Origin of the sequence: Curtobacterium sp. VKM Ac-2865, assembly GCF_015350905.1 — a bacterium.
GTDB lineage: Bacteria > Actinomycetota > Actinomycetes > Actinomycetales > Microbacteriaceae > Curtobacterium.
The window spans coordinates 71,866-98,044 of record NZ_JADKRZ010000007.1; the positions used below are offsets into that span (position 1 = coordinate 71,866).

Below are 26,179 nucleotides of genomic sequence, written 5' to 3' on the forward strand. Positions count from 1 at the left end.
GGGCGTGGTCCGTTCGTGTCGCTGTGCACAGAACCACCAGTCCCCACCGCAAGCGCGCGTGAGATGAAGGAGTCTCGAATGTCCGAACTGCTCGGAACCGGCGTCGGCCGAGGCGTTGCCCACGGCACCGTGCTCCGGATGGCGGCCCCGCTCGGCGAACCGTCGACCGCACCGCTCGAGGGCTCGTCGGACGACGCGAAGCAGGCCGTGGACGCAGCGCTCGCCGCCGTGGCCGAGGACCTCACCAAGCGCGGACAGCTCGCCGGTGGCGACGCCCAGGCCGTGCTCGAGGCCCAGGCGCTCATGGCGCAGGACCCCACCCTCCTCGACGACGTGCACGCCCGCATCGACGGCGGCACCAACCCCGAGCGCGCCGTGTACGAGGCCTTCGCGCAGTTCCGCGACCTGCTCGTCGGCATGGGCGGCTACATGGGGGAGCGTGCCACCGACCTGGACGACGTCGCCCAGCGCATCGTCGCCAAGCTCCGCGGAGTCCACGCCCCGGGCGTCCCCGAGTCGGACACCCCCTTCGTCCTCGTCGCCCGCGACCTCGCGCCGGCCGACACCGCCCTCCTCGACCTCGAGAAGGTCCTCGCACTCGTCACCCGTGACGGCGGTCCGACCTCGCACACCGCGATCCTGGCCCGCGCCAAGGGCATCACGGCGATCGTCGGCGTGACCGGCGCGGACGACCTCACCGACGGGCAGGCCGTCGTGGTCGACGCCGCCGCCGGCACGGTCGTCACCGAACCCTCCGCCGAGCTCGTCGCCGACGTCGAGCAGCGCATCGCCGACCGCCTCGCCGCCGCCGCTGCCCCCCTGACCGCCGGTGCCCTGGCCGACGGCCACGTCGTGCCGCTGCTGGCGAACCTCGGCAGCCCGGCCGACGCCGCGGGCGCCGTCGCTCTCGGTGCGGAGGGCGTGGGGCTCTTCCGCACCGAGTTCCTCTTCCTCGACTCCCCGAAGGCGCCCACGGTCGACGAGCAGAAGGCCTCGTACGTCCAGCTCCTGGCGGCGTTCCCCGGCAAGAAGGTCGTCGTGCGCGCGCTCGACGCCGGTGCCGACAAGCCGCTGCCGTTCCTGACCGACAAGGACGAGGAGAACCCGGCGCTCGGTCGCCGTGGACTCCGGGCGCTCCGGAACCACCCCGAGGTGCTCCGCGACCAGCTCACCGCGCTCGCCCAGGCCGACGCCGAGACCGAGGCGGACCTCTGGGTGATGGCCCCGATGGTCGCCGACGCCGAGGAGACCGAGTACTTCGTCGACCTGGCCCGCGAGCTCGGCATCCGCACCGCCGGCGTGATGGCCGAGGTGCCCTCGCTCGCGCTGATGGCCGAGCAGGTCTTCGTCTCCGCCGACTTCGTGTCCATCGGCACGAACGACCTGACCCAGTACACGATGGCCGCCGACCGCATGCTCGGCACCGTCGCGAGCTACCAGGACCCCTGGCACCCCGCCGTCCTGCGCCTCGTCGCGCAGCTCGGCAGCGCCGGAGCCGACGTCGGCAAGGCCGTGGGCATCTGCGGTGAGGCCGCGGCGGACCCGCTCCTCGCCGTCGTGCTCGTCGGCCTCGGCGCCACCACCCTCTCCATGACCCCCGCGGCCCTCGCCGACGTGCGCGCCGAACTCGGCAGGCACACGCTCGACGAGGCCCGCGAGATGGCCCGGGCGGCACTCGCCACGTCCACGGCGGCGGCCGCGAAGTCCGCCGCGGCGGCCGCGCACGCCGCCTGAGCCAGCACCAACCAGCACGACACGCACCACACAGCACGACCCGCACCACACAGCACGACCCGCACCACCCAGCACGACCCGCACCACCCAGCACGACCCGCACCGAACAGCTCCAACCCGTCCCCTCCACGCAGCAGCACCACCACACAGAAAGTCACCGCACATGACAACGTCGTCCGTTGCAGCGCCAGACGCCCCCGCCCAGTCGCGGGGTGGCGCACGCGTCGCCGTTCAGAAGTTCGGCACGTTCCTCTCCGGCATGGTCATGCCCAACATCGCGATCTTCATCGCGTGGGGCATCATCACCGCCTTCTTCATCGAGACCGGCTGGACGCCCGTGGGCATCCTCGGCGGCTTCGGTGAGACGAACGGCGTGGCGAACGTCGGACTCGTCGGCCCGATCCTGACCTACCTCATCCCGCTCGCGATCGCGATCCAGGGTGGCCGCATGGTCTACGAGACCCGCGGCGCCGTCGTCGGGTCGATCATGACCATGGGCGTCATCATCGGTGCCAGCGGCACGACGATGATCCTCGGCGCGATGATCTGTGGCCCGCTCGGCGCCTACCTGATCAAGCAGGTCGACCGCATCTGGGACGGCAAGATCAAGCCGGGCTTCGAGATGCTCGTCAACAACTACGCGGCCGGCATCCTCGGCTTCGGTCTCGCGATGATCGGGTTCTTCTGGCTCGCCCCGCTGTTCAAGCTCATCGCGGAGGGCCTCGGCGACGCCGTGAACTTCCTCGTGCAGCACTCGCTGCTGCCCGTCGCGAGCATCATCATCGAGCCCGCCAAGGTCTTCTTCCTCAACAACGCGATCAACCACGGCGTGCTCGACCAGCTCGGCGCGCAGCAGGTCCAGGAGTCCGGCAAGAGCATCCTGTTCCTGCTCGAGGCGAACCCCGGCCCCGGCCTGGGCATCCTGCTCGCCTTCACCTTCTTCGGTGTCGGCATCGCCCGCTCGACCGCTCCCGGCGCGATCATCATCCAGTTCTTCGGTGGCATCCACGAGATCTACTTCCCGTACGTGCTGCAGAAGCCGATCCTGTTCATCGCCGTCATCCTCGGTGGTGCGACCGGTGTCGCCACGAACGTCGCCTTCAAGTCCGGCCTCGTCGCCCCGGCGTCGCCCGGCTCGATCTTCGCGGTGCTCGGCGCCACGGAGCGCAACAGCTTCCTCGGCGTCATCCTCTCGGTGATCCTGTCGGCCGCGGTGTCCTTCGCCGTCGCGTCCTTCTTCCTCATCGCCACCCGCAAGCGCGACCTCGCCGCCGGCAACGCCGGTGACATGAGCGCCGCGATGGCCAAGCTCCAGGCGAACAAGGGCCGCGACGTCAACGCCGCGACCTCGGGCCTGCTCGGCAACAACGCGCCCCGCAACGACGAGGAGACCGAGGCGGCCTTCGGTGGCGTCGGTTCCGGCACCGCCACGGCGACCCGCGTCGAGAACGTCGTCTTCGCCTGCGACGCCGGCATGGGCTCGAGCGCCATGGGTGCCAGCGTCCTCCGCAACAAGATCAAGAAGGCCGGTATCGAGGGCGTCACCGTCGTCAACAAGGCCATCGCGAACCTGTCGGGTGACGAGGACCTCATCATCACGCAGGAGGAGCTCACCCCCCGCGCGAAGCAGAAGAACCCGAACGCGCAGCACGTGTCGGTCGGCAACTTCATGAACGCCCCGCAGTACGACCAGGTCGTCGACCAGCTGAAGAACCAGTAGCGCCGACCGGGTCCGACCAGCGGCCCGACCCACTGACCGGTCCACGACCAGTCAGCGAGTGCACGATGGAGAGGGGGCGGGCAACCGCCCCCTCTTCCCACTTCCACGAACCGAGGAGAACCACAGATGCCCGTCCTGCAGGAGAGCCAGATCCGGATCCACACCGAGGACACCGCCCCGACGAAGTCGGAGGCGATGAAGGAGGCCGCCGAGATCCTCGAGGCCGCCGGCGCGGTCACGGGCGACTACTACCCGGCCATGCTCGAGCGTGAGAAGACCGTCTCGACCTACATGGGCAACTTCCTCGCCATCCCGCACGGCACGAACGACGCGAAGGACGCCATCAAGTCCTCGGCGCTGTCGTTCATCCGCTACGCGGCACCGATCGACTGGGACGGCAACGAGGTCCGCTTCGTGGTGGGCATCGCCGGCGTCAACAACGAGCACCTCGACATCCTGTCGAAGATCGCGATCGTCTTCTCCGACGAGGACGAGGTCCAGAAGCTGACCGACGCCCCGGACACCGCGGCGATCCTGGCGATCCTCGGCGAGGTCAACGAGTGAGCACCGCCGTCCACTTCGGCGCCGGCAACATCGGCCGCGGCTTCGTCGGGCTCCTGCTGCACGAGGCCGGCTACGAGGTCGTCTTCGCCGACGTCGCCGCCCCGGTCATCGACGCCCTGGCGGCCGCCGACTCGTACACCGTGCACGAGGTCGGCACCGGCGCCCAGGACCACGAGGTCACGAACTTCCGTGCGCTCAACAGCGCGCAGGACGAGCCGGCCGTCGTCGCCGAGATCGCCACGGCGGACATCGTCACCTGCGCCGTCGGGCCGAACGTCCTGAAGTTCATCGCGCCGGTCATCGCCGCTGCGCTCCAGCAGCGTGACGCCGACGCCGCGCCGATCGCCGTGATGGCGTGCGAGAACGCCCTGAACGCGACCGACCGCCTCCGCGAGTTCGTCGTCGAGGCCCTGCCCGCCGACGTCCGCGACGCGAGCCTCGCCAAGGCCGTCTTCGCGAACACGGCCGTGGACCGCATCGTCCCGGCGCAGCCCGAGGGCGGTGGCCTCGACGTCACCGTCGAGACCTACTTCGAGTGGGCCATCGACCGGACGCCGTTCCACGGCACCGAGCCGGAGATCCCCGGCGCGCACTACGTCGACGGCCTCGCCGCGTCCATCGAGCGGAAGCTCTTCACGGTGAACACCGGGCACGCCACCGTCGCGTACCACGGCTTCCTCGCCGGGGCGGACAAGATCTCCGACGCGATCGCGATCCCGGCCGTGCGCTCCGCACTCGAGTCGGTGCTCGGTGAGACGAGCGACCTGCTGGTCCGTCGCCACGAGCTCGACCCCGAGGTGCACCGGGCCTACGTGGCCGCGATCATCGCGCGCTTCGAGAACCCGCACCTGCCCGACACCGTCACGCGCGTCGGCCGCCAGCCGCTGCGCAAGCTGTCCCGCGACGAACGGTTCGTCTCACCGGCCGCCGCCCTCGCCGAGGAGGGCACCGAACCGGTGGCGCTCCTCGACGCCATGGGCGCCGCGCTCCGCTTCGACGTCGCCGACGACGAGCAGAGCGTCGAGCTGCAGGCGCTCCTCGCCTCCGACCGTGCGGACGCCGACGTGGCGACCGAGATCACGGGCCTGGCCAGCGAGCACCCGCTGCACGCCGCGTTCACCGACCGGGTGCACACCGCGCGTTCCTGACGTGACCACCTGACGGACGGGAGGCCCGGTGCCAGCTGGCACCGGGCCTCCCGTCCGTCACCGGGTCGCCACCGGCGACCGTCCCCGTCCGGCGACCATCCCGTCCGGCGACGCCCGTCAGGCGACGCGGATCGTGAGGCCGTCGTGGTCGACCGTGATGCGCGCGGCGACGACCGTGCCGAAGGGATCACCGTCGAGCTGCAGCTGCTCCGGCGCGTCGAGGGCCAGGTCGAAGGACCGCGCGCTCGTGTAGCGGAGCGTCTTCGACGTGGGCAGGACCCAGGCGAGCAGCCGGCCGAACCGGGTGCGGTGGAAGAACCGGTTCAGGGAGAGTCCGTAGCCGACGCCGCTCCAGCCGATGGCGCGCTTCGGCTGGAACGCGACCGCGTCGAGCACGCCGTCGTCCGGCCGGGCGTCGGGCAGGAGCAGGACCCCGGCGGTCAGCGTGCCGCAGTTGCCCACGATGAGGGTGTGCGCCTGCATGGTCCTGGCCGGGGCGTCGTCGAGCCGGTAGCGGACGGCGACCTGCCGGTTGCCGATCACCGACCGGATGATCGGGTCGGAGTACGCCACCCAGCCGAACCGCTTCTTGAGCCGCGGGCTGGTGTTCGCCGCCATGTTGGCGTCGAGTCCGATGCCCGCCATCACCAGGAACGCGTGGTGCGCGACGGTCCCCTCGGCGTCGGTCAGCTCTGCGAGTGCGACGTCGGCCCGTCGGTCCGTCCCGGTGAAGGCCGCGCGGACCGACGCGCGCACGTCGTTCAGCGGGATGCGGAGGTTCCGCGCGTAGAGGTTGCCGGTGCCGGCGGGCAGGAGGGCGACGGGGACGCCGGAGCCGCGGAGCTCCTCGGCGACGATCCGCAGGGTGCCGTCCCCGCCGGCGACCAGGACCACGTCGGCTCCCGATGCCCGCGCCGCCCGCGCTGCCCCGCGGCCGTCGTCCGTGGCGTCGGTCTCGAACCAGGCGCTGGGCGCCCATCCGTGCTCGGTCTCGGCGGTCGTGACCGTCGACCGCAGCAGGCCGACGTCGACCTTCACGGGGTTGACGACCAGGGCGAGGCGGTGGTCGGGACCGAGGGCGGGCTCGTCGTGCGGCATCGCGTCGACTGTAGTGGACGGCACGTCATCCCCCGGCTGTCCTCGGGACGTCATGCGCACGAGCGAGACGTTCCGCGCCCAGCAACACCCCCCGAACGGGTCATCTCTGGGCGTTCGTACCCCAGACACCGCGCCGTGTCCCTGAGACTGCGTTCACCGGGAAGCACGTGGGGGTCGACGACACCCGCCGGTGCACACCGATCACAGGCAGGGGCCTGTCATGGCCAGCACACATCCCATCCGTCCGTTCGCGATCGTCACGACGGGGATCGGGCTCGCTGCGGTCCTGGCCCTCGGGTCGGCGTCATCCGCCACCGCGGCCACCGTCATCGACGGGCCGGTCAACCTCGGCACCGCGTCGAGCTACGGCGTGCTCGGCGCCAGCACGGTCACGAACACCGGCCCCACCGTGGTCAACGGTGACCTCGGCCTGTCGCCCGGCACCTCGATCACCGGGTTCGGCGGCGCCCCGAACGGCGCGGTCAACGGCGAGACCCACCAGACCGACGCCCCGGCCACCCAGGCGCAGATCGACACGACGACCGCGTACAACACGGCCGCGTCGCTCACGCCGAACCAGACCGGCCTCGGTGAGCTGAACGGTCTGAGCCTCACCCCCGGCGTCTACCGCGGCGGGGAGCTGGCGCTGGCGAACAACGGTGCACTGACCCTGGCCGGCACCGCCGACTCGGTCTGGGTGTTCCAGGCCGCCTCGACGCTGACCATCGGCTCGGCGTCCCGCATCACCATCACCGGCGGCGCGAACGCCTGCAACGTGTTCTGGCAGGTCGGCAGCTCCGCGACCATCGGTACCCGCGCCCAGTTCCAGGGCACCGTGCTGGCCGACCAGTCCGTCACGGCCACCACCGGCGCGACGATCGCCGGGCGACTGCTCGCCAGGAACGCCGCCGTGACCCTCGACACCAACCGCATCACCGCACCGACCGGGTGCGCCGCAGCCGGGACCCCTCAGCCCAGCGTCGCACCGACGATCACCTCCGGCACCCCCGAGGGCGCCACCGCCGGCACGCCGTACTCGTCCACCGTGACCGCGACCGGGCTGCCGCGCCCGACGTACTCGGACAACGGCACGCTGCCGGCCGGCCTGTCGATCGACACCCTCACCGGGGTCATCTCCGGGACCCCCACCACGCCGGGCACCACCACGGTGACGATCACCGTCAGCAACGGCACCGGTCCGGACGCCACCCAGACCTTCCCGCTGCCGGTCGCACCCGCGGCGGTCGTCCCGACCCCGACGCCGACCGCCACACCCACACCGACGGTCCCGACCGCCGTGCCGACGGTCGGCGTGCCGACCCCCGGCGCCTCGGCCACGCCCGGTGCGGTCGTCCCCGGCGGCACCGGCGGCGGCAACGGCCCCTCGGAGCTCGCCTTCACCGGCGCCGACCCGTTCCCCGGCCTGCTGGCCGCCGGCGGGATGGCCGCAGTGGGAGCGTTCCTGCTCGTGCTCCGGCACCGCCGCCGTGCCGTGGCGGCACGACGCCTCGTCGGCTGATCCCCTGACGACGGAGAGCCCCGGCCGCGCGAGCGCCCGGGGCTCTTCTCGGTCACGCGCGTAGCCTCCGAGACATGACGAAGCAGTGGGTGGCGCCCAGCGCCGGTGGCAGCGAGGTCCTGGCGTTCGTGGACGTCGACGTGCGGGAACCGGGGCCGGGCGAGGTCACCATCACGGTCCGTGCGGCCGGCATGAACCCCGCCGACACGAAGCACACCCGCGCGGGCGACCCGTCGGCGTACCCGATGCCGATCGGCTACGAGGTCGCCGGGGTGCTCAGCGCACTCGGCCCCGACACGACCATCGCCTCCGGCGGGGGAGCGGTCGGCGACGAGGTCGTGGCCTTCCGGATCGCCGGCGGCTGGACCTCCTCGATCACCGTGCCGGCGGCCGACGTGTTCGCCAAGCCGGCGTCCCTCGACGACGCCCAGGCGGCGAACCTGCTGCTGGCCGGCACGACCGCAGCCGACGTCATCCGCGTGACCAGGGCCTCCGGGCGGGACACGGTCCTGGTCCACGGCGCCTCCGGCGCGGTCGGCGTCAGCCTGCTGCAGCAGCTACGACTGCTCGGCACCCGCGTGATCGGCACGGCCTCCGAGGGCGGCGCCGACACCGTGCGCCGGTACGGGGGCGAGTGGGTCGCGTACGGCGACGGCCTGGAGGCTCGGGTCCGTGACCTCGCACCGCACGGTGTCGACGTGGCCGTGGACTGCGTCGGGACCGACGAGGCCGTCGACGTCTCGTTGGCCCTCGTGGCCGACCGCGGCCGGATCGTCACCATCGCGGCCCAGGCGCGCGCGGCAGCGGACGGCTTCGCCGCCGTCGGCGGTGCGCAGCCGGAGAGCAAGGCGTTCCGTGACTCGGTGCGCCAGCGCCTGATCGACCTCGCCGCTGCCGGACAGCTCGAGGTGCCGGTGGCGCGGACGTTCCCGCTCGCCGAGGCGCGATCGGCCGCCGAGTTGCTGGAGTCCGGACACCCGGGCGGCAAGCTCGCGCTGGTCCCCTGACGGGGGCCACACGGTCACCCCTGCTTCTGATTGACTCTCACGAGTACCAGCCGACCAACAGGGAGAACCCGTGAGCGACCAGTACCCACCGCAGAACCCGTACGGGCAGCAGCCAGGAGGGCCGCAGTACGGCGGTCCGCCGCAGGGCGGGCAGCAGCCGTACGGCCAGCCGTCCTCCGGTGGTGAGCCGCCGCTGTGGGCGCCGTGGTACGGCATCTCGTTCCCCAAGGCCCTCGCGCGCTTCTTCAAGAAGTACGTCGCCTTCAGCGGTCGTGCCAGCCGGAGTGAGTTCTGGTGGGTCGTCCTGTGGAGCGTGATCATCTCGATCGTCATCAGCCTGGTCGGCGGGGCGATCGACGGCGCTGCCGACACCCCGCAGGACCAGTTCGGCACCGGCACGATCGAGAACACCCTGTCGGGCCTCTGGGGCCTGGCGACGCTGCTGCCGAGCGTCGCGATCCAGATGCGCCGCCTGCACGACGCGAACTTCAGCGGGTGGCTCTGGCTGCTCGTCTTCATCCCCGTGCTCGGCTGGATCGCCCTCATCGTGCTCAGCACGATGCAGTCGAACCCGGCCGGGCAGCGTTTCGACCGGCCGGAGGCCACCCGATGAGCAACGACGGCACGCCGCAGTGGAACCAGCCGCAGGGTCAGGGCCAGGGCCAGGGCCAGGCATGGCAGCAGCCTGGGCAGTACGCGCAGCCCGGCCAGGACGCGCAGCAGCCCGGTCAGTACGCGCAGCAGCCGAGCGGGGCGCCGCAGTACGGTGCGCCCGCCCCGACCGGTCCCGGGGGCGAGCCACCGCTGTGGGCACCGTGGTACGGCATCTCGTTCCCGAAGGCGATCCGCCGGTTCTTCGCGAAGTACGCCCGGTTCGACGGCCGCGCCAGCCGGAGCGAGTACTGGTGGTGGGTGCTCGCGAACGGAATCGTCTTCGTGGTCCTCTACGCCGTGCTCTTCGCGTTCATCTTCGCCACCGGGGACACGACCTCGTCGAGCTCGGCGACCGGTGTGCAGGCGTCCGCGAACTCGAGCTCCCCGCTCGTGGCGATCCCCGGCATCCTGTTCCTGCTCTGGGGGCTCGCCACGCTCGTCCCCAACCTGGCGCTCTCCTGGCGCCGTCTGCACGACGCCAACCTGGCGGGCCCGTTCTGGTTCCTCAGCTTCATCCCGGGCGTGGGCTGGATCGTGGTCCTCGTCCTGACGCTGCTCGAGTCGAAGCCCGAGGGCCAGCGGTTCGACCAGCCCGAGCGCGGCTGAGTCGATTCCGACGCCGTCACCCACACGACGAAGCCGCCGTTCCCCCTCGGGGGAGCGGCGGCTTCGTCGTCGTGCGGATCTTGCGCCCGCTAGGCGGTCAGACCGCGCGGACGCGGACCAGGGAACCGTCGACGACCAGGTCACGCACCGTGAGCGATGGGTCCGCGACCTGGAAGCGCAGCGCGCCGCCGGGCTGGTCGAACCACGGCTGCACGAAGCGGACCGTGACCAGGAACGGGCGGTCGACGACGTAGCGGTGGACCTCCGGTGCCTGGACGACGTGGGGCGGGAGCGACCGCGCCGGCAGTGGGGTGTCGAGCGGGTGGAGCAGGTAGCCGTCCGGGCCGCCGATGCGGTCGACGGGGACGCCGGCCGGGATCTGGATCGTCAGACCCTGCTCGCCGGCCTGGCCCACCTGCTGCGCGAGCTGCGGGTACGTCGACGCGGCCCGGTCGCGGAGTCCATCGAGCTCGTGCCGGGGCAGGTCGCGCGGCGCCGGGAACGGGCGGTTCAGGAACCGTCGGAGCATCTCGACGGCGTCGTCCTCGCCACGGACCGTCGCCAGACGACGTGCGGTGCCGTAGTCGACGACCTCGAGCGCGAAGGTGTCCGCTCCGTCGGCCGGGACCAGGCGCAGGGCACCCTCGACGGGAGGCTCGTGCAGGGTCTCGCCGGGGAGCTGCACGTACCGGATCGTGTAGCCGAGCTGGTCGAGGATGGGGCGGGTGTCCGCGAACGTCATGAGCGGGAGCCTAGTGGGCCGACCTCTGCCGGTGCTGGTCCCACGGGGCCTACGCCCGACCCCGCATGACCGCCTGCTTGACCTCCGAGATGGCCTTCGTCACCTGGATGCCACGGGGGCAGGCGTCGGTGCAGTTGAAGGTCGTCCGGCAGCGCCAGACGCCCTCCTTGTCGTTGAGGATGTCGAGGCGCACGTCGGCGGCGTCGTCGCGGGAGTCGAAGATGAACCGGTGGGCGTTCACGATCGCGGCCGGGCCGAAGTACTGACCGTCGGTCCAGAACACCGGGCAGGACGACGTGCACGCGGCGCAGAGGATGCACTTGGTGGTGTCGTCGAAGCGGGCACGCTCGGCCACGGACTGCACGCGCTCCTTGCCGGGCTCCGGGGCCTTCGAGGCCTGCAGGAACGGCTGGACGTCGCGGAAGGACTTGAAGAAGGGCTCCATGTCGACGACGAGGTCCTTCTCCAGCGGCAGGCCCTTGATGGCCTCGACGTAGATCGGCTTCGAGACGTCGAGGTCCTTGATCAGGGTCTTGCACGCCAGACGGTTGCGGCCGTTGATGCGCATCGCGTCGGACCCGCACACACCGTGCGCGCAGGAGCGCCGGAAGGTCAGCGAGCCGTCCTGCTCCCACTTGATCTGGTGCAGAGCGTCGAGGATGCGGTCGGTCGGCAGCATCATGACGTCGAAGTCCTGCCAGCGCGGCTCGTCGTCGACGTCCGGGTCGAACCGCCGGACGATCACGGTGACCGGGAAGGAGCCGGGAGGCGCGGTGGCCGCGTCGGTGCGGGGTGCGTCGGAGACCAGGGTGTCGGTCATCAGTACTTCCTCTCCATCGGCTCGTAGCGCGTCATGACGACGGGCTTCCAGTCGAGCGTGATGTGGTCGTCGGCGAGTGACGAGTGCGGGTCGCCCGTCAGGTAGGCCATGGTGTGCTTCATGTAGTTCTCGTCGTCGCGCTTGGGGAAGTCGTCGCGCATGTGGCCGCCGCGGGACTCCTTGCGGTTCCGGGCGGAGTACACGACGACCTCGGCGAGGTCGAGCAGGAACCCGAGCTCGACGGCTTCGAGCAGCTCGGTGTTGAACCGCTTGCCCTTGTCCTGCACGGAAACGTGCATGAACCGGTTGCGGAGCGTGTGGATGGTCTCGGTCACCCGGGCCAGGGAGTCGTCGGTGCGGAACACCTGCGCGTTCTTGTCCATCTCCTCCTGCAGCTCCTTGCGGAGCGCCGCGACGCGCTCGGTGCCGGTGGAGGCGCGGAGCTGCTCGAGCATGCCGCGGACGTTCGCCGCGGGGTCCTCGGGCAGCGGGAGGAACTCGGCCGTCTGGACCCACTCGGCGGCGTTGTTGCCCGAGCGCTTGCCGAAGACGTTGATGTCGAGCAGCGAGTTCGTGCCGAGGCGGTTCGACCCGTGGACGGAGACGCAGGCGCACTCGCCGGCGGCGTACATGCCGGGCACGACGGTGTCGTTGTCGCTGAGGACCTCGGCGTTCGTGTTCGTCGGGATGCCGCCCATGGCGTAGTGCGCGGTCGGCATCACGGGCACCGGCTCGACGACCGGGTCGACGCCGAGGTAGGTGCGGGCGAACTCGGTGATGTCCGGGAGCTTGGTCTCGAGCACCTCGGCGCCGAGGTGCGTGCAGTCGAGCAGCACGTAGTCCTTGTTCGGGCCGGCGCCGCGCCCCTCGGCGACCTCCTGCACCATGCACCTGGCGACGATGTCGCGGGGTGCGAGGTCCTTGATCGTGGGGGCGTAGCGCTCCATGAAGCGTTCGCCCGATGCGTTGCGGAGGATCGCGCCCTCGCCGCGGGCGCCCTCGGTCAGCAGGATGCCGAGGCCGGCGAGCCCGGTCGGGTGGAACTGGAAGAACTCCATGTCCTCGAGCGGCAGGCCGGTGCGCCACACGATGCCGACGCCGTCACCGGTCAGGGTGTGGGCGTTCGAGGTGGTCTTGTACATCTTGCCGAAGCCACCGGTGGCGAAGATCATCGCCTTCGCGTGGAAGACGTGCAGCTCACCGGTCGAGAGCTCGAACGCGACGACGCCGGCCGGCTGCTTGCGGGTGACGCCGTCCTCGCCGACGACGTCGACCATGATGAGGTCGAGTGCGTAGTACTCGTTGAAGAAGTTCACGCCGAGCTTGACGCAGTTCTGGAACAGCGTCTGCAGGATCATGTGGCCGGTGCGGTCGGCAGCGTAGCACGCACGGCGGACCGGGGCCTTGCCGTGGTCGCGGGTGTGGCCACCGAAGCGGCGCTGGTCGATCTTGCCCTCTGGCGTGCGGTTGAACGGCAGGCCCATGTTCTCGAGGTCGATGACCGCGTCGATGGCCTCTTTCGCCAGGATCTCGGCGGCGTCCTGGTCGACCAGGTAGTCACCGCCCTTGATCGTGTCGAAGGTGTGCCACTCCCAGGAGTCCTCCTCGACGTTGGCGAGCGCCGCCGCCATGCCGCCCTGCGCCGCACCAGTGTGCGAGCGGGTCGGGTAGAGCTTCGAGATCACGGCGGTGTTGGCCTTCGGGCCGGCCTCGATCGCGGCGCGCATGCCAGCGCCTCCTGCGCCGATGATGACGATGTCGAACTGGTGGTGGTGGACGGTGATGTCGGGCACAGGGGTCTTTCGATCGAGAGCGGAGCTGGAACGGGCGGTCGTGCGTGCGGCTACCGAGCCGGGCAGAACGACGGCAGGTCAGCAGCGGCGGCGCCGGCGGGGCACGGGTCGAAGGTCCAGCAGACGAGCGTGCCGAGGACGATGAGCAGGACGCACGCCACCAGGATCGCGCCGAGCAGCGTCTTGCGGACGGTGGGCTTCGCCACGTAGTCGTTGACGATGGTGCGCATGCCGTTCGAGCCGTGGATCAGCGCGAGCCACAGCATGAGGGTGTCCCACACCTGCCAGAACGGGTTGGCCCACTTGCCGGCGACGAACGCGAAGTCGATCTGCTTGACGCCTTCGCCCGCCACCATGTTCACGAACAGGTGGCCGAAGATCAGCACGACCAGGAGCACGCCGGAGGCGCGCATGTAGATCCAGCCCCACTTCTCCCAGTTGGTGGTGCGGCGGGCGGCCTCGGGACTGCGAGGAGGAGCGACGGTCTCGGTGGTCATCGGTGGCTCCCGGTCAGTTGAAGTCGGCGACGAGGTTCATGAGCTGGCGCGGCAGGAAGCCCGCGATCGCCACGGCCCAGAGGACGAGGACGATCCAGAACATCGCGCGCTGGTACTTCGGCCCCTTGGACCAGAAGTCGACCAGGATGATCCGCAGCCCGTTGAATGCGTGGAAGACGATGGCCATCACGAGGCCGATCTCGCCCAGGTTCATGATCGGGGTCTTGTACGTCCCGATGACCGCGTTGTAGGCCTCTGGAGACAACCGCACGAGCGCGGTGTCGAGGATGTGCACCAGCAGGAAGAAGTAGATCGCGACACCGGTGATCCGGTGCAGGACCCACGACCACATGCCGGTGCTGCCGCGGTAGAGCGTCCCCTGGAAGTTCCGCGGCGCGCGCGGCGCATCGATGGTCACCTGGGGTTCAGCTGTCGCTGTACCTGTGGTCTGCTCGGCCATGAGCTCGCCTTCCGTTGGGACAGGCGCACCGATCGGCGCGCCGTTGCCGTCGTGTTCGTGTGGAACACGTCCCATCCTACGACCGACCGCTGACCTTCTCGTTCCACCCGGCCCGGACACCCCGGGTCGCGGTCGGCGGGACACCGATGTGCCGTGCCGTCTGGTGGTGTGCGAGCAGCTCGTCGCCGACCGCCTCCCACGTCGTGCCCTCGACCCGGAGCCGACCGGCAGACCCCATCCGCTCGGCACGGGACCGGTCGAGGTGCAGGCCGAGGACCGCGTCCCGGAGCCCGTCCGCGTCGTCCGGGTCGTAGAGCTCGCCGTCGAGCCCCGGGGCGACGAGGTCGAGCGGGCCGCCAGAGGCCGGTGCCACGACGGGGAGCCCGGCCGCGTGGGCCTCCTGCAGGGTCTGGCCGAAGGTCTCGGCGGGACCGGTGTGCACGAACACGTCGAGCGCCGCGTACGTGTCGGCGAGGGCGTCGCCGCGCAGTGGGCCGGTGAACGTCACGTCCAGGTGGCGGAGCCGTCGCTCCAGGAACTGCCGGGAGGGTCCGCCTCCTGCGACCACGATCCGGATGCCCGGGACGCCGCCGAGGTCCGCGAGCCGCTCGACCTCCTTCTCCGGTGCCAGCCGGCCCACGTACCCGACGATGGTCTCGCCGTGCGGGGCGATCCGCCGCCGCATCGCGCGCACGTGCGCGCTCCGGCGGCGTGCCGGGTGGAACAGGGCGGTGTCGACGCCGCGCCCCCACCGTGCGACGCGCGGCACCCCCTCGGCCTCGAGCATCGCCGCGGTGGCGCTCGACGGGGCGAGCGTCAGCGACGCCCCCGCGTGGATGCGCCCGAGGATCTTCCGCACCAACGGGACGGTCGCGGTCAGGCCGTTGCGGCGGGCGAACCCGGCCACGTCGGTCTGGAAGACGGCGACGGAGGGGATGCCGAGCCTCCCGGCCGCCGTGATCGCGCGCCCGCCGAGCAGGAACGGACTGGCGGCGTGCAGGACGTCGGCGCCGGAGGCGGCGAGGATCGTGTCGAGGACGGGGTGGGGGAGGGCGACCGGGAACTGGCGGTAGGCGACGGCCGGGATCCGGTGGACGTCGAAGGACCGGTGGCGCTCGATCTGCGTCCGCGACCGGAACTGCGCGAGTCCCGGGGTGTCCGGCGCGATCACGACCGCGCGGTGGCCACGGCGTTCCAGGTGGTCGAGGACCGCCAGGACGCTGGTGGTCACACCGTTGAGGGTGGGCAGGAAGCTCTCGGTCACGACGGCGACGGTCCGTTGGGACGTGCCGCGCTCCACGCTGCGTGCGTTCATGGCGCCTCCGATGCTCCGCGGGCGACGTGTCCTGGCGGGGGGTGGGCACGTGAACGGCGAGCACTGCGCCGGTGAACGGATGCGGGATCGGTGCGGGAAGCCCCCAGGGTCCTCCCGGGATCACCGATAGGTTGTGGCTGTGGCAGACCCCCTCGACGACTTCTACGCGATCATCCCGGCCGGCGGCATCGGATCCCGGCTCTGGCCGCTCTCGCGTGCCGACGCCCCCAAGTTCCTGCACGACCTGACCGGGTCGGGGACCTCGCTCCTCCGCCAGACGTGGGACCGCCTCGCACCGCTGGCCGGCGAGTCCCGCATCATGGTCGTCACCGGTCGTGCCCACCGCGTCGCCGTCGAGTCGCAGCTGCCCGGCGTGCAGGACCACAACGTCGTGCTCGAGAGCGAGCCGAAGGACTCCACCGCGGCCATCGGCCTCGCCGCGGCGATCCTGCACCGCCGCGAGCCCGACGTCGTCATCGGGTCCTTCGCCGCCGACCACGTGATCGGGGACGCCCGTGGCTTCCGCCGGTCCGTCGCCGAGGCCGTGGCCGCCGCCCGCGCCGGGTACGTCACCACGATCGGCATCACCCCGTCGGAGCCCGCGATCGGCTTCGGCTACATCCACGTCGGCGCCTCGCTCGGCATCGAGTCCGCCCCGCAGGCGCACGCGGTGACCGCGTTCGTCGAGAAGCCCGACCTGGACACCGCCTCGGCGTACCTGGAGGACGGCAACTACCTCTGGAACGCCGGGATGTTCATCTCCCGCGCCGACGTGCTGCTCGAGGAGATCGGCCGCAACGAGCCGAAGCTGCTCGCCGGCATCGAGGAGCTCGCCGCCGCGTGGGACACCTCGTCACGCGGCGCGGTCGTCGACGCCGTGTGGCCGGAGCTGAAGAAGATCGCGATCGACTACTCGGTCGCCGAGCCCGCGGCAGCAGCAGGCCGTCTCGCCGTGGTCCCCGGGGACTTCGACTGGGACGACGTCGGCGACTTCGCCTCGCTCGCCAAGCTGCAGTCCGGCGGCCTCGCGAACCACCTGGCCGTCCTCGGCGACGGCGCGAGGATCCTCGCGGACTCCTCCAGCGGCATCGTCGTCTCGCACAGCCAGCGGCTCATCTCGCTCATCGGGGTGGAGGACATCGTCGTCGTGGACACCCCCGACGCGCTCCTCGTCACGACGAGTGCGAACGCCCAGCGCGTCAAGGGCGTGGTGGACGCGCTGAAGATCAGCGGCCGGGACGACGTCCTGTAGCGCTCCACCGTTCCGGGGCTGCGGAACGGCCCCTGCGTTACGGGCGCGTTACGGCCCGGTCGCGATCCCGTAACCGATCCACAGGGCGGTCCCGGGGGGTCCTGTACCGGCCAGGCGGTCGTGTACTGTCGCCACGATCGCCCGGTGCAGTGACCGGGCCAAGCTCCCCGGAGGAACCCACCCGTGTCATCTCGTACCCGTCAGATCGCCATGAGCGGTCTCGCGCTCGTCGGCACCGTCGCCGTGCTCGCCGGTTGCTCGGCTGCCCCGTCCAGCTCCTCCACCTCGGCGTCGGGGAAGTCCAGCTTCCTGCCGTGCATGGTCTCGGACGCCGGTGGCTTCGACGACAAGTCGTTCAACCAGCTCGGCTTCGAGGGCATGGTCTCGGCCGCCGACGACCTCGGCTCGAAGTACAAGAAGGCCGAGTCGAAGGACGCCACCGTCTACGACTCGAACATCCAGCAGCTCGTCACCCAGAACTGCAACCTCGTCGTCACCGTCGGCTTCAACCTCGCCGCGGCCACGAAGAAGCAGGCAGCTGCCAACCCCGACACGAACTTCGCGATCATCGACGACAACTCGATCGACGCGAAGAACGTCAAGCCGATCACGTTCGACACCTCGCAGGCCGCGTTCCTCGCCGGCTACGCGGCTGCGTCCTACTCGAAGACCGGCACCGTCGGCACCTTCGGTGGCATGCAGATCCCGACCGTCACCATCTTCATGGACGGCTTCGCGGACGGCGTGAAGTACTTCAACGAGCAGAAGAAGAAGGACGTCAAGGTCGTCGGCTGGGACGAGGACAGCCAGAAGGGCTCCTTCACCGGCGGCTTCGAGGCCGGCACGCAGGCCAAGTCGGTCGCGCAGTCGCTCCTCGACCAGGACGCCGACGTGATCCTGCCCGTCGGTGGCCCGATCTACCAGAGCGCGGCAGAGGCCATCAAGGACGCCGACAACGGCTCCGTGCTGGTCGGCGCGGACAGCGACCTCTACGAGGCCGACCCCCGCTACAAGGACATCGCCTTCACCTCGGTGGAGAAGGGCATGAAGCCCGCGACGAAGGACGTCGTCGAGCAGGCCGCCAAGGGCGACTTCTCGAAGACCCCCTACGTCGGCACGCTGAAGAACGACGGCGTCGGCATCGCCCCCTTCCACGACTACGAGTCGAAGGTCGACAAGGGCCTGCAGGGCGAGCTCGACACGATCAAGGCCGGGATCATCGACGGCTCGATCAAGGTCGCCACGAAGGCGACCGTCAAGTAGCACGACCGGTGCGGGCGGGGGATCACTCCTCCGCCCGCATTCGTGCGCTCCGCACCACCCGCGACAGGAACTGTGAAGACCCGACATGAAGCTCGAACTCCGCGACATCACGAAGCGGTTCGGCCCCCTGGTGGCGAACGACCACATCTCCATCACCGTGGAACCCGGCGAGGTCCACTGCCTGCTCGGTGAGAACGGCGCCGGCAAGTCGACGTTGATGAACGTCCTCTACGGCATGTACCAGGCGGACGAGGGTGAGATCCTGCTCGACGACGTCGTCCAGGCGTTCGACGGACCCGGCGACGCGATGCGCGCGGGCATCGGCATGGTGCACCAGCACTTCATGCTCGTCCCGGTGTTCACGGTCGCCGAGAACGTGATGCTCGGGCAAGAGGAGACGGCCTTCGGCGGCCGCCTCGACCTGGCCGGCGCGCGGAAGCGCGTCCGCGAGATCTCGGACCGCTTCGGGTTCGACGTCGACCCCGACGCCCGTGTCGAGGACCTGCCCGTCGGTGTCCAGCAGCGCGTGGAGATCATCAAGGCGCTGTCCCGCGACGCCTCCGTGCTGGTGTTCGACGAGCCGACGGCCGTCCTCACCCCACAGGAGACCGACGAGCTGATGGGCATCATGCGCCAGCTCCGCGAGGCCGGCACCGCCATCGTCTTCATCACCCACAAGCTCCGCGAGGTCCGCGAGGTCGCCGACCGCATCACCGTGATCCGGCTCGGCAAGGTCGTCGGCGAGGCCTCGCCCACCGCGTCCAACGGCGAACTCGCCGCGCTCATGGTCGGGCGCAGCGTCTCGCTCGTCGTCGACAAGGCCCCGGCCACCGCGGGCGAGGACGCCCTCGTCGTCGAGCACGTCACCGTGACCGACCCGTCCGGCATCGTGCTCGTCGACGACGTGTCGTTCACCGTCCGCCGTGGCGAGGTCCTGGCGATCGCGGGTGTGCAGGGCAACGGCCAGACCGAGCTCACCGAGGCGATCATGGGCCTCGAGCCCGTCCGCTCCGGCCACATCGTGCTCGACGGGCGCGAGGTCACCGGGCGCAGCGTCAAGCAGATCCTCGACGCCGGTGTCGGGTTCGTCCCCGAGGACCGGAAGGAGGACGGCCTGGTCGGCGAGTTCACCATCGCGGAGAACCTGATGCTCGACCGCGCCGACGCCGCCGAGTTCGTCCGCGCCGGCACGATCCGGGCCGCGGAGCGCGACGCCTTCGCGGACGAGAAGATCGCCGAGTTCGACATCCGCACCCCCGGTCGCACCACCGCGGCCGGTCGACTGTCCGGCGGCAACCAGCAGAAGATCGTCCTGGCCCGCGAGCTCAGCCGCGACCTGCGCCTGTTCGTCGCCGCGCAGCCCACCCGAGGCATCGACGTCGGCTCGATCGAGTTCGTGCACAAGCGCATCGTCGCGACGCGCGACACCGGCGTCCCGGTGATCGTCGTCTCCACCGAGCTCGACGAGGTCGTCGCGCTCGCCGACCGGATCGCCGTGATGTACCGCGGCGCGATCGTCGGCATCGTCCCGGCGACCACGCCGCGCGACGTCCTCGGACTCATGATGGCGGGCGAACTGCCCGCGGGAACGGAGCTCGCCGCGTGAGCGACACCACGCCGCAGCACGGGGGCACCACGCCACCGTCCGACGGCAGCACCCCGAACGACACCGCCGCACCCAGCACCGTCGACCAGACCGTCGCCGGCGCTCCCGCGTCCGACGACCGCCTGCAGGACGTCGGTGCGGGCGCCCCGCACCTGATGACGGACTCGGCCACCGACAGCGAGCGCCGCGAGGGCCGCTGGAGCGACGCGCTCCAGAGCATCGTCAACGGCTCGGTCCTGACGACCGTGCTCGCCGTGGTCCTCGCCCTCATCGCCAGCGGCGTCCTCATCGCCCTGACCGACAAGGACGTGCAGACCGCGGCCGGGTACTTCTTCGCCCGCCCGATGGACACCCTGCGCGCGGTCGGGACGGCCGTCGGCGGGTCGTACGCGTCGCTGTTCCAGGGCTCGGTCATCAACTTCGGTGCCCCGACGGCCGCTGCCGCGATCGCGCCGATCACCCGCTCGGTGGACTACGCCGTGCCGCTCGTCGTCGCCGGTCTCGGCGTCGCCGTGGCGTTCCGCGCCGGCCTGTTCAACATCGGCGGCCAGGGGCAGGTCCTCATCGCCGCCGGTGCCGCCGGGTGGGTCGGGTTCTCGTTCGACCTGCCGGCCGCGGTGCACATCCCGCTCACGATCCTCGCCGGCATCGTCGGCGGTGCGGTCTGGGCCGGTCTGGTCGGGCTCATCAAGGCGCGCACCGGTGCCAACGAGGTCGTCCTGACGATCATGCTGAACTACGTCGCGCTGTACCTGCTCGCCTTCGCCCTGCGGACCCCCGGGCTGCTGCAGGCCGGCGGCAGCCCCAACCCGATCTCCCCGGCGACGAAGGACAGCGCGCTGCTGCCCGGGCTCTTCGGCCCGCAGTACGGCATCAACGTCGGGTTCCTCGTCGCGATCGCCGCGGTGGTCGTCGTGTGGTGGCTGCTCAACAAGTCCTCGCTCGGCTTCCGCTTCCGGACGATCGGCGAGAACCCGCGTGCGGCTCGCGTGGCCGGCATGAGCGTGCCCCGTCTGACGATCTGGGTGCTGGTGATCTCCGGTGGTCTCATCGGCATCGCCGGTGCCTACCAGGTCGAGGGCGCGGTCACGACCGGCTTCACGTCGGGCATCGACGCCGGCATCGGCTTCGACGCGATCACCGTCGCGCTGCTCGGCCGGTCCAAGCCGTGGGGCACCTTCTGGGCCGCGATCCTGTTCGGCGTGCTGAAGAACGGCGGCTACGCCATGCAGGCCGCCAACGGCATCCCGATCGACATCGTCGACGTCATCCAGGCCCTCATCGTCCTCTTCATCGCGGCCCCGCCGCTCGTCCGCGCGATCTTCCGGATCCCGCAGCCGGGCGCCCGTCGACGCACCAAGCAGCCCAGCAAGCGGAAGGCGGTCGCCGCGTGAGCACCCTCAGCCCCACCGCGGTCCCGTCGGCCCCCGTCGCCGACCGTGCCGTCGAGACCACCAGGAGCTGGAAGGCCCCGATCGCGTTCGCGGTGTTCACCGTGCTCGCCGTGGTCCTGTTCCTCGTGGTCAGCCGGAGCGGCACGACGACGTTCCGGCTCGCCAACCCCGGCGACTTCGTCCAGCTGCCCGACGTCGGCCTGCCCTCCGTCGGCACCGGTTTCGTCGTCGTCGTGCTGCTGGCCCTCGCGACGGCCGCGTCGTTCCTGCTGGTCTCGCGGTCCCGCCCGGTGCCGCTCTGGCTGACGAGCGTGTTCGCGGTCCTGTTCGTGATCGGCTTCCTGACCTGGGCCGCCGCGGGCAAGACCATCCCGCTGCCCGGCCTGCTCGTCGGCGCGATCGGCCTCAGCGTCCCGCTGGTGTTCGGTGCCCTCGGCGGCGTCATCTCCGAGCGCGTCGGCGTCGTGAACATCGCGATCGAGGGCCAGTTCCTCGCCGGCGCGTTCACCTCCGCGCTCATCGCCTCGCTGACGGGCTCGGCGTGGGTCGGCCTGGTCGGTGCCCTCGTCGCCGGTGTGCTCGTGTCGTTCGTCCTCGCGGCGTTCAGCATCAAGTACCTCGTCGACCAGGTCATCGTGGGTGTCGTCATCAACGCGTTCATCTCCGGCTTGACCGGCTTCCTGTACTCGCAGGTGCTCTCCCCGGACGAGGAGCGGCTCAACGTCGGCGTGACCTTCCCGCGCTTCGAGATCCCGGTGCTCCACCAGATCCCGGTGATCGGTCCGGTCTTCTTCGAGCAGACCGTGATCGTCTACCTGGCGTACGTGGCCGTCGCGGTCGTCACCTTCGCGCTGTTCAAGACCCGCTGGGGCCTGCGCCTCCGCGCGGTCGGCGAGCACCCGGAGGCGGCGGACACCGTCGGCATCAACGTCACCGGCACGCGGTTCTGGAACGTCTCGCTCGCCGGTGCGATCGCGGGACTCGGCGGCGCGTACTTCACGCTCGACGCCGTCGGGCCGTTCACGAAGGACATGACCGACGGCGCCGGCTACATCGCGCTGGCGGCGGTCATCTTCGGTCGCTGGGACCCGGTGCGGGCCACGCTCGCGGCGCTGCTCTTCGGCTTCGCGTCCAACCTGCAGAACACGCTCGGGGCGATCAACTCGCCGGTGCCGAGCGAGTTCCTGCTGATGCTGCCGTACGTCGTCACGATCTTCGCGGTGGCCGGCCTGGTGGGCCAGTCGCGGGGACCGGCCGCCGCCGGCAAGCCCTACTTCAAGAGCTAGCCAGGAGGCCCGGCACATGTCCGACACGAACGCTGCGGGTGACCAGGGGGTCACCACCGACCCGACGACCGGCGAGCCCTCCTGGACCGACCCGGCCACGAGCCTCCCGTCCGATCCGGACGCCGCGATCGACGCGAGCGTCGACGTGGACTGGACCGCCCTGCGGGAGGCCGCGACGACCGCCATGGGGCGGGCGTACGCGCCGTACTCGTCGTTCCCGGTCGGCGCTGCGGCGTTGACCGACGACGGCCGGATCGTCTCCGGCTGCAACGTCGAGAACGCCTCGTACGGGGTGACGCTGTGCGCTGAGTGCTCACTCGTGTCGCAGCTGCACATGACCGGCGGCGGCAAGCTCGTCGCGTTCACCTGCGTGGACGGCGACGGGGCGACGCTGATGCCGTGCGGGCGCTGCCGCCAGCTGCTGTTCGAGCACTCGGCCGAGGGCATGCTGCTCGAGACGGTCTCCGGCATCCGCACCATCGACGAGGTGCTGCCCGACGCGTTCGGGCCGCGCACCCTCGTCACCTACCAGCAGGAGCACTGAGCATGGCCGTCGAGCCGTTCGACACCGTCGACCTCATCCGCACGAAGCGCTCCGGCGACACGCTGAGCACGGCCGAGATCGACTGGCTGGTCGACGCGTACACCCGCGGCTACGTCGAGGACCCGCAGATGGCGGCCTTCGCGATGGCGGTCTTCCTGAACGGGATGGACCGGCGCGAGGTCAAGGACCTGACGCTGGCGATGATCGCGTCGGGGGAGCGGATGTCGTTCGGCTCGCTCGGCAAGACCACCGTGGACAAGCACTCCACCGGCGGGGTCGGTGACAAGATCACGCTGCCGCTCGCACCCCTCGTCGCGTCGTTCGGCGTCGCCGTGCCGCAGCTGTCCGGGCGTGGGCTCGGTCACACCGGCGGCACGCTCGACAAGCTCGAGTCGATCCCGGGGTGGCAGGCCTCGATCTCGAACGACCGCATGATGTCGGTGCTGTCCGACGTCGGTGCGGTCATCTGCGCCGCGGGGTCCGGCCTGGCCCCGGCCGACAAGAAGCTCTACGCACTCCGTGACATCACGGGCACCGTCGAGTGCATCCCGCTCATCGCGTCGAGCATCATGTCGAAGAAGATCGCCGAGGGGACGGGTGCGCTCGTCCTCGACGTGAAGTTCGGGTCGGGGGCGTTCATGCCGTCGTACGAGGCCTCGCGGGAACTCGCGCAGACGATGGTCGACCTCGGCACCGACGCCGGTGTGGCGACCTCGGCGCTCCTGACCGACATGGAGGTCCCGCTCGGGCTGACCATCGGCAACGCGCTCGAGGTCCGTGAATCGATCGAGGTCCTCTCCGGGGGAGGACCTGCCGACGTGGTGTCGCTGACGATCGAACTGGCCTCGGAGATGCTCCGGCTCGCCGGGCTGCCGGACGCCGACCCGGCCGCGGCCCTGGCCGACGGCCGCGCGATGGACACCTGGCGCCGGATGATCGCCGCGCAGGGCGGCGACCCGGACGCGGCGCTGCCGGTCGCGCGTGAACAGCACGTCGTCACGGCGCCGGCATCCGGGGTGCTCGCCACCCAGGACGCGCTGCCGTTCGGCATCGCGGCCTGGAGGCTCGGTGCGGGTCGTGCGCGCGCGCAGGACCCGGTGCAGGCCGGGGCCGGCATCCAGCTGCACGCGAAGCCGGGCGACACCGTGACCGAGGGGCAACCGCTCTGGACGCTGCACACCGACGAGCCGTCCCGGTTCGAGCGGGCGCTGGAGTCGCTCGAGGGCGCGTGGTCGATCGGGTCGGCAGCCGAGCCGCGTGGGCCGATCGTGCGGGAGCGCATCCAGGGCTAGCCTGGACGCATGAGCGCCGACGACGCCCCCACGTACCGACTGCCCGACGCGGGTGCCGTGATCAACGACCTGCCGAAGGTCTCGTTGCACGACCACCTCGACGGCGGTCTCCGCCCCGCGACGATCATCGAGCTCGCTGCGGCCGCCGGTGTCACGTTGCCGACGACCGACGCCGATGAGCTGCGCCAGTGGTTCGCCGACCAGTCGGACTCCGGCTCGCTCGTCGAGTACCTGAAGACCTTCGACGTCACCGTCTCGGTGATGCAGACGGCCGAGCAGCTGCGTCGCGTGGCGGCGGAGTTCGTCGAGGACCTCATCGCCGACGGGGTCGTCTACGGCGAGGTCCGCTGGGCGCCCGAGCAGCACCTGCAGGGCGGGCTGAGCCTCGACGAGACGGTCGAAGCCGTGCAGGCCGGCATCGAGGAAGCGGTCGACGCCGCCGGCGGAGCGATCCGCGTCGGGCAGCTCGTCACCGCGATGCGCCACGCGGACCGGTCCCTCGAGATCGCGGAGCTGGCCGTCCGGCACCGCGACCACGGTGTCGTCGGCTTCGACATCGCCGGCGCCGAGGCGGGCTTCCCCGCGTCGAAGCACCGCGCGGCCTTCGACTTCCTGGCCTCCGAGCTGTTCCCCGTCACCGTGCACGCGGGGGAGGCCGACGGGCTCGCGTCGATCCGCTCGGCGCTCGTCGACGGTCGAGCACTCCGCCTCGGCCACGGCGTCCGGGTGTTCGAGGACGTCCAGCTGTCCGACGGCGGCGACGGCTCCACGCTCGCCAGCCTCGGCGAGATCGCGTCGTGGGTGCGCGACCGCGAGATCCCGCTCGAGCTCTCGCCGTCCTCGAACCTGCAGACCGGGGCCATCGCGGCGTGGGGCGACGACCTCGCCGACCACCCGTTCGACGTGCTGTACCAGCTCGGGTTCCGCGTCACGGTGAACACCGACAACCGCCTGATGAGCAACACGACGCTGACCAAGGAGCTCGCGCTCCTGGCCGGCACCTTCGGGTACGACCTCGAGGACCTCGCCGCGTTCCAGATCAACGCGGCACTCGGCTCGTTCCTGCCGCTCGAGGACCGCGAGGAGATCATCGCCCTCATCACCGCCGGGTACGCGGAGGCCTGATCGCGATGGGCCTGCCGCCGCTGTCCGACGACGCCGTCGTGCTCGGGGCGTCCGCGCCCTCGTGGCGTGACGCGCTCCGGCTGGCCGGCGGCGCCCTCGTGCGGTCCGGTGCCACGACGGACGCCTACACCGAGGCCATGGTCGCCATGGTCGAGGAGCACGGCCCGTACATCGTGATCTCCCCGGGCCTGGCCTTCGCCCACGCCCGGCCGGGGGACTCGGTCCTCCGCGACGGTCTGTCCGTGGTGACGCTCGCGCAGCCCGTGGCGTTCGGACACCCGCACAACGACCCCGTCGTCGTCGTCCTCGGGCTCGCCGTCGCGGGCGTGGGGACGCACCTCGAGTCGATCGGCGCGATCGCGAACCTGTTCAACGACGCCACGGTGACCGCTCGGTTGGCCGCGGCGACCACGCCGGACGAGGTCCGGGGCATCATGGGGGTCCCAGCGTGAAGATCGTGACCATCTGCGGCGCGGGGATCGGCTCGAGCGCCATCCTCAAGGTGAACGCCGAGAAGGCGCTGGCCACCCTCGGGCTGTCCGCCGAGGTGGTCGCCGCCGACGTGGCGTCCGTCCGCCAGGTCTCCGACGACGCCAACGTCATCCTCACGTCCCAGGAGTTCGTCGAGGCCATCGGGACGACCTACGCCGAGGTCATCGTCATCCGGAACCACTTCGACCAGAGCGAGATCACGGCGGCTGTGGAGAAGTCCCTGGGCGAGGCACCGGCCCCGTAGCATT

General features: G+C 70.9%; 25 protein-coding genes. 18 read left to right on the forward strand and 7 right to left on the reverse strand.

Annotated elements, in window-relative coordinates:
- Positions 1–78 precede the first annotated feature (78 nt).
- The 4 genes from ptsP (at position 79) to ITJ54_RS16050 (ending at position 5,166) form a co-directional block, all read left to right on the forward strand.
- Positions 79–1,734 (forward strand): phosphoenolpyruvate--protein phosphotransferase, encoded by a 1,656-nt coding sequence (gene ptsP, locus ITJ54_RS16035; protein WP_194629989.1) that lies wholly within the window; start codon positions 79–81, stop codon positions 1,732–1,734.
- A gap of 163 nt (positions 1,735–1,897) precedes the next feature.
- Positions 1,898–3,454 carry a PTS mannitol transporter subunit IICB gene (locus ITJ54_RS16040; protein WP_194629992.1) on the forward strand — a complete coding sequence of 519 codons (1,557 nt, stop codon included), beginning with the start codon at positions 1,898–1,900 and terminating at the stop codon, positions 3,452–3,454.
- A 126-nt stretch (positions 3,455–3,580) separates the two neighbouring features.
- Complete coding sequence (locus ITJ54_RS16045) at positions 3,581–4,018, forward strand: PTS sugar transporter subunit IIA (RefSeq protein ID WP_071270432.1); 438 nt, start codon at positions 3,581–3,583, stop codon at positions 4,016–4,018.
- On the forward strand, positions 4,015–5,166 hold the full coding sequence (locus ITJ54_RS16050) for a mannitol-1-phosphate 5-dehydrogenase (RefSeq protein WP_194629994.1): 1,152 nt from the start codon (positions 4,015–4,017) through the stop codon (positions 5,164–5,166). Before ITJ54_RS16045 ends, ITJ54_RS16050 begins: the two co-directional genes overlap by 4 nt.
- A 117-nt stretch (positions 5,167–5,283) precedes the next feature.
- On the opposite strand, the gene ITJ54_RS16055 is transcribed toward ITJ54_RS16050, so the two are convergent.
- Positions 5,284–6,264 carry a diacylglycerol/lipid kinase family protein gene (locus tag ITJ54_RS16055; protein WP_194629996.1) on the reverse strand — a complete coding sequence of 327 codons (981 nt, stop codon included), beginning with the start codon at positions 6,262–6,264 and terminating at the stop codon, positions 5,284–5,286.
- Between the two features lie 220 nt (positions 6,265–6,484).
- Between ITJ54_RS16055 and ITJ54_RS16060 the strand changes: the two genes are divergently transcribed.
- From ITJ54_RS16060 to ITJ54_RS16075, 4 genes are all read left to right on the forward strand, one after another.
- Entirely contained in the window at positions 6,485–7,783 is a 1,299-nt protein-coding gene (locus tag ITJ54_RS16060; RefSeq protein ID WP_194629998.1) for an ice-binding family protein, read from the forward strand.
- A gap of 74 nt (positions 7,784–7,857) precedes the next feature.
- The gene (locus ITJ54_RS16065) at positions 7,858–8,790 is read left to right on the forward strand and encodes a quinone oxidoreductase family protein (protein ID WP_194630000.1); all 933 of its coding nucleotides are present in this window, start codon (positions 7,858–7,860) and stop codon (positions 8,788–8,790) included.
- A gap of 70 nt (positions 8,791–8,860) precedes the next feature.
- Complete coding sequence (locus ITJ54_RS16070; RefSeq protein WP_194630002.1) at positions 8,861–9,403, forward strand: DUF805 domain-containing protein; 543 nt, start codon at positions 8,861–8,863, stop codon at positions 9,401–9,403.
- Positions 9,400–10,050, forward strand: a complete 651-nt coding sequence (locus tag ITJ54_RS16075) for a DUF805 domain-containing protein (RefSeq protein ID WP_194630005.1) — start codon at positions 9,400–9,402, stop codon at positions 10,048–10,050. The genes ITJ54_RS16070 and ITJ54_RS16075 overlap by 4 nt, the downstream gene beginning before the upstream one ends.
- A 97-nt stretch (positions 10,051–10,147) precedes the next feature.
- On the opposite strand, the gene ITJ54_RS16080 is transcribed toward ITJ54_RS16075, so the two are convergent.
- From ITJ54_RS16080 to ITJ54_RS16105, 6 genes are all read right to left on the reverse strand, one after another.
- A complete protein-coding gene (locus ITJ54_RS16080) occupies positions 10,148–10,792 on the reverse strand; it encodes a TNT domain-containing protein (protein WP_194630007.1) in 645 nt (214 codons plus the stop codon).
- A 49-nt stretch (positions 10,793–10,841) separates the two neighbouring features.
- On the reverse strand, positions 10,842–11,612 hold the full coding sequence (locus ITJ54_RS16085) for a succinate dehydrogenase iron-sulfur subunit (protein ID WP_194630009.1): 771 nt from the start codon (positions 11,610–11,612) through the stop codon (positions 10,842–10,844).
- The gene (sdhA, locus tag ITJ54_RS16090) at positions 11,612–13,405 is read right to left on the reverse strand and encodes a succinate dehydrogenase flavoprotein subunit (protein ID WP_194630011.1); all 1,794 of its coding nucleotides are present in this window, start codon (positions 13,403–13,405) and stop codon (positions 11,612–11,614) included. The genes ITJ54_RS16085 and sdhA overlap by 1 nt, the downstream gene beginning before the upstream one ends.
- A 50-nt stretch (positions 13,406–13,455) precedes the next feature.
- Positions 13,456–13,902: a succinate dehydrogenase, hydrophobic membrane anchor protein gene (gene sdhD / locus ITJ54_RS16095; RefSeq protein ID WP_194630013.1), complete on the reverse strand. Its 447-nt coding sequence runs from the start codon at positions 13,900–13,902 to the stop codon at positions 13,456–13,458.
- A 13-nt stretch (positions 13,903–13,915) separates the two neighbouring features.
- On the reverse strand, positions 13,916–14,362 hold the full coding sequence (gene sdhC, locus ITJ54_RS16100) for a succinate dehydrogenase, cytochrome b556 subunit (protein ID WP_194630015.1): 447 nt from the start codon (positions 14,360–14,362) through the stop codon (positions 13,916–13,918).
- 76 nt (positions 14,363–14,438) lie between these two features.
- Complete coding sequence (locus ITJ54_RS16105; protein WP_228509554.1) at positions 14,439–15,677, reverse strand: glycosyltransferase family 4 protein; 1,239 nt, start codon at positions 15,675–15,677, stop codon at positions 14,439–14,441.
- Positions 15,678–15,816: 139 nt separating this feature from the next.
- On the opposite strand from ITJ54_RS16105, the gene ITJ54_RS16110 reads away from it, so the two are divergent.
- The 10 genes from ITJ54_RS16110 (at position 15,817) to ITJ54_RS16155 (ending at position 26,175) form a co-directional block, all read left to right on the forward strand.
- Positions 15,817–16,929 carry a mannose-1-phosphate guanylyltransferase gene (locus tag ITJ54_RS16110; protein WP_194630018.1) on the forward strand — a complete coding sequence of 371 codons (1,113 nt, stop codon included), beginning with the start codon at positions 15,817–15,819 and terminating at the stop codon, positions 16,927–16,929.
- A 183-nt stretch (positions 16,930–17,112) separates the two neighbouring features.
- Positions 17,113–18,192, forward strand: a complete 1,080-nt coding sequence (locus ITJ54_RS16115; RefSeq protein WP_194630020.1) for a BMP family lipoprotein — start codon at positions 17,113–17,115, stop codon at positions 18,190–18,192.
- 85 nt (positions 18,193–18,277) lie between these two features.
- Positions 18,278–19,798 (forward strand): ABC transporter ATP-binding protein, encoded by a 1,521-nt coding sequence (locus tag ITJ54_RS16120; protein WP_194630022.1) that lies wholly within the window; start codon positions 18,278–18,280, stop codon positions 19,796–19,798.
- Positions 19,795–21,192 carry an ABC transporter permease gene (locus ITJ54_RS16125; protein ID WP_416354916.1) on the forward strand — a complete coding sequence of 466 codons (1,398 nt, stop codon included), beginning with the start codon at positions 19,795–19,797 and terminating at the stop codon, positions 21,190–21,192. The genes ITJ54_RS16120 and ITJ54_RS16125 overlap by 4 nt, the downstream gene beginning before the upstream one ends.
- The gene (locus tag ITJ54_RS16130; protein ID WP_194630024.1) at positions 21,189–22,478 is read left to right on the forward strand and encodes an ABC transporter permease; all 1,290 of its coding nucleotides are present in this window, start codon (positions 21,189–21,191) and stop codon (positions 22,476–22,478) included. The genes ITJ54_RS16125 and ITJ54_RS16130 overlap by 4 nt, the downstream gene beginning before the upstream one ends.
- Before the next feature lie 16 nt (positions 22,479–22,494).
- The gene (locus ITJ54_RS16135; RefSeq protein WP_194630027.1) at positions 22,495–23,022 is read left to right on the forward strand and encodes a cytidine deaminase; all 528 of its coding nucleotides are present in this window, start codon (positions 22,495–22,497) and stop codon (positions 23,020–23,022) included.
- 2 nt (positions 23,023–23,024) lie between these two features.
- Entirely contained in the window at positions 23,025–24,314 is a 1,290-nt protein-coding gene (locus ITJ54_RS16140) for a thymidine phosphorylase (RefSeq protein WP_194630029.1), read from the forward strand.
- Positions 24,315–24,323: 9 nt separating this feature from the next.
- Positions 24,324–25,439, forward strand: coding sequence for an adenosine deaminase (locus ITJ54_RS16145; RefSeq protein ID WP_194630031.1), 1,116 nt, complete (start codon positions 24,324–24,326; stop codon positions 25,437–25,439).
- A 5-nt stretch (positions 25,440–25,444) separates the two neighbouring features.
- Positions 25,445–25,891, forward strand: a complete 447-nt coding sequence (locus ITJ54_RS16150) for a PTS sugar transporter subunit IIA (protein WP_194630033.1) — start codon at positions 25,445–25,447, stop codon at positions 25,889–25,891.
- Positions 25,888–26,175, forward strand: coding sequence for a PTS sugar transporter subunit IIB (locus ITJ54_RS16155; RefSeq protein WP_194630035.1), 288 nt, complete (start codon positions 25,888–25,890; stop codon positions 26,173–26,175). The genes ITJ54_RS16150 and ITJ54_RS16155 overlap by 4 nt, the downstream gene beginning before the upstream one ends.
- The last annotated feature ends 4 nt before the right edge of the window (positions 26,176–26,179 follow it).

What these genes read in the sequence shown, in the direction of transcription:
- ptsP (WP_194629989.1), top strand. Translation starts at nt 79, where the DNA reads ATGTCCGAACTGCTCGGAACCGGCGTCGGCCGAGGCGTTGCCCACGGC.
- ITJ54_RS16040 (WP_194629992.1), top strand. Translation starts at nt 1,898, where the DNA reads ATGACAACGTCGTCCGTTGCAGCGCCAGACGCCCCCGCCCAGTCGCGG.
- ITJ54_RS16045 (WP_071270432.1), top strand. Translation starts at nt 3,581, where the DNA reads ATGCCCGTCCTGCAGGAGAGCCAGATCCGGATCCACACCGAGGACACC.
- ITJ54_RS16055 (WP_194629996.1), bottom strand. Translation starts at nt 6,264, where the DNA reads ATGCCGCACGACGAGCCCGCCCTCGGTCCCGACCACCGCCTCGCCCTG.
- ITJ54_RS16060 (WP_194629998.1), top strand. Translation starts at nt 6,485, where the DNA reads ATGGCCAGCACACATCCCATCCGTCCGTTCGCGATCGTCACGACGGGG.
- ITJ54_RS16065 (WP_194630000.1), top strand. Translation starts at nt 7,858, where the DNA reads ATGACGAAGCAGTGGGTGGCGCCCAGCGCCGGTGGCAGCGAGGTCCTG.
- ITJ54_RS16075 (WP_194630005.1), top strand. Translation starts at nt 9,400, where the DNA reads ATGAGCAACGACGGCACGCCGCAGTGGAACCAGCCGCAGGGTCAGGGC.
- ITJ54_RS16080 (WP_194630007.1), bottom strand. Translation starts at nt 10,792, where the DNA reads ATGACGTTCGCGGACACCCGCCCCATCCTCGACCAGCTCGGCTACACG.
- ITJ54_RS16085 (WP_194630009.1), bottom strand. Translation starts at nt 11,612, where the DNA reads ATGACCGACACCCTGGTCTCCGACGCACCCCGCACCGACGCGGCCACC.
- sdhD (WP_194630013.1), bottom strand. Translation starts at nt 13,902, where the DNA reads ATGACCACCGAGACCGTCGCTCCTCCTCGCAGTCCCGAGGCCGCCCGC.
- sdhC (WP_194630015.1), bottom strand. Translation starts at nt 14,362, where the DNA reads ATGGCCGAGCAGACCACAGGTACAGCGACAGCTGAACCCCAGGTGACC.
- ITJ54_RS16105 (WP_228509554.1), bottom strand. Translation starts at nt 15,677, where the DNA reads ATGAACGCACGCAGCGTGGAGCGCGGCACGTCCCAACGGACCGTCGCC.
- ITJ54_RS16120 (WP_194630022.1), top strand. Translation starts at nt 18,278, where the DNA reads ATGAAGCTCGAACTCCGCGACATCACGAAGCGGTTCGGCCCCCTGGTG.
- ITJ54_RS16135 (WP_194630027.1), top strand. Translation starts at nt 22,495, where the DNA reads ATGTCCGACACGAACGCTGCGGGTGACCAGGGGGTCACCACCGACCCG.
- ITJ54_RS16140 (WP_194630029.1), top strand. Translation starts at nt 23,025, where the DNA reads ATGGCCGTCGAGCCGTTCGACACCGTCGACCTCATCCGCACGAAGCGC.
- ITJ54_RS16145 (WP_194630031.1), top strand. Translation starts at nt 24,324, where the DNA reads ATGAGCGCCGACGACGCCCCCACGTACCGACTGCCCGACGCGGGTGCC.
- ITJ54_RS16150 (WP_194630033.1), top strand. Translation starts at nt 25,445, where the DNA reads ATGGGCCTGCCGCCGCTGTCCGACGACGCCGTCGTGCTCGGGGCGTCC.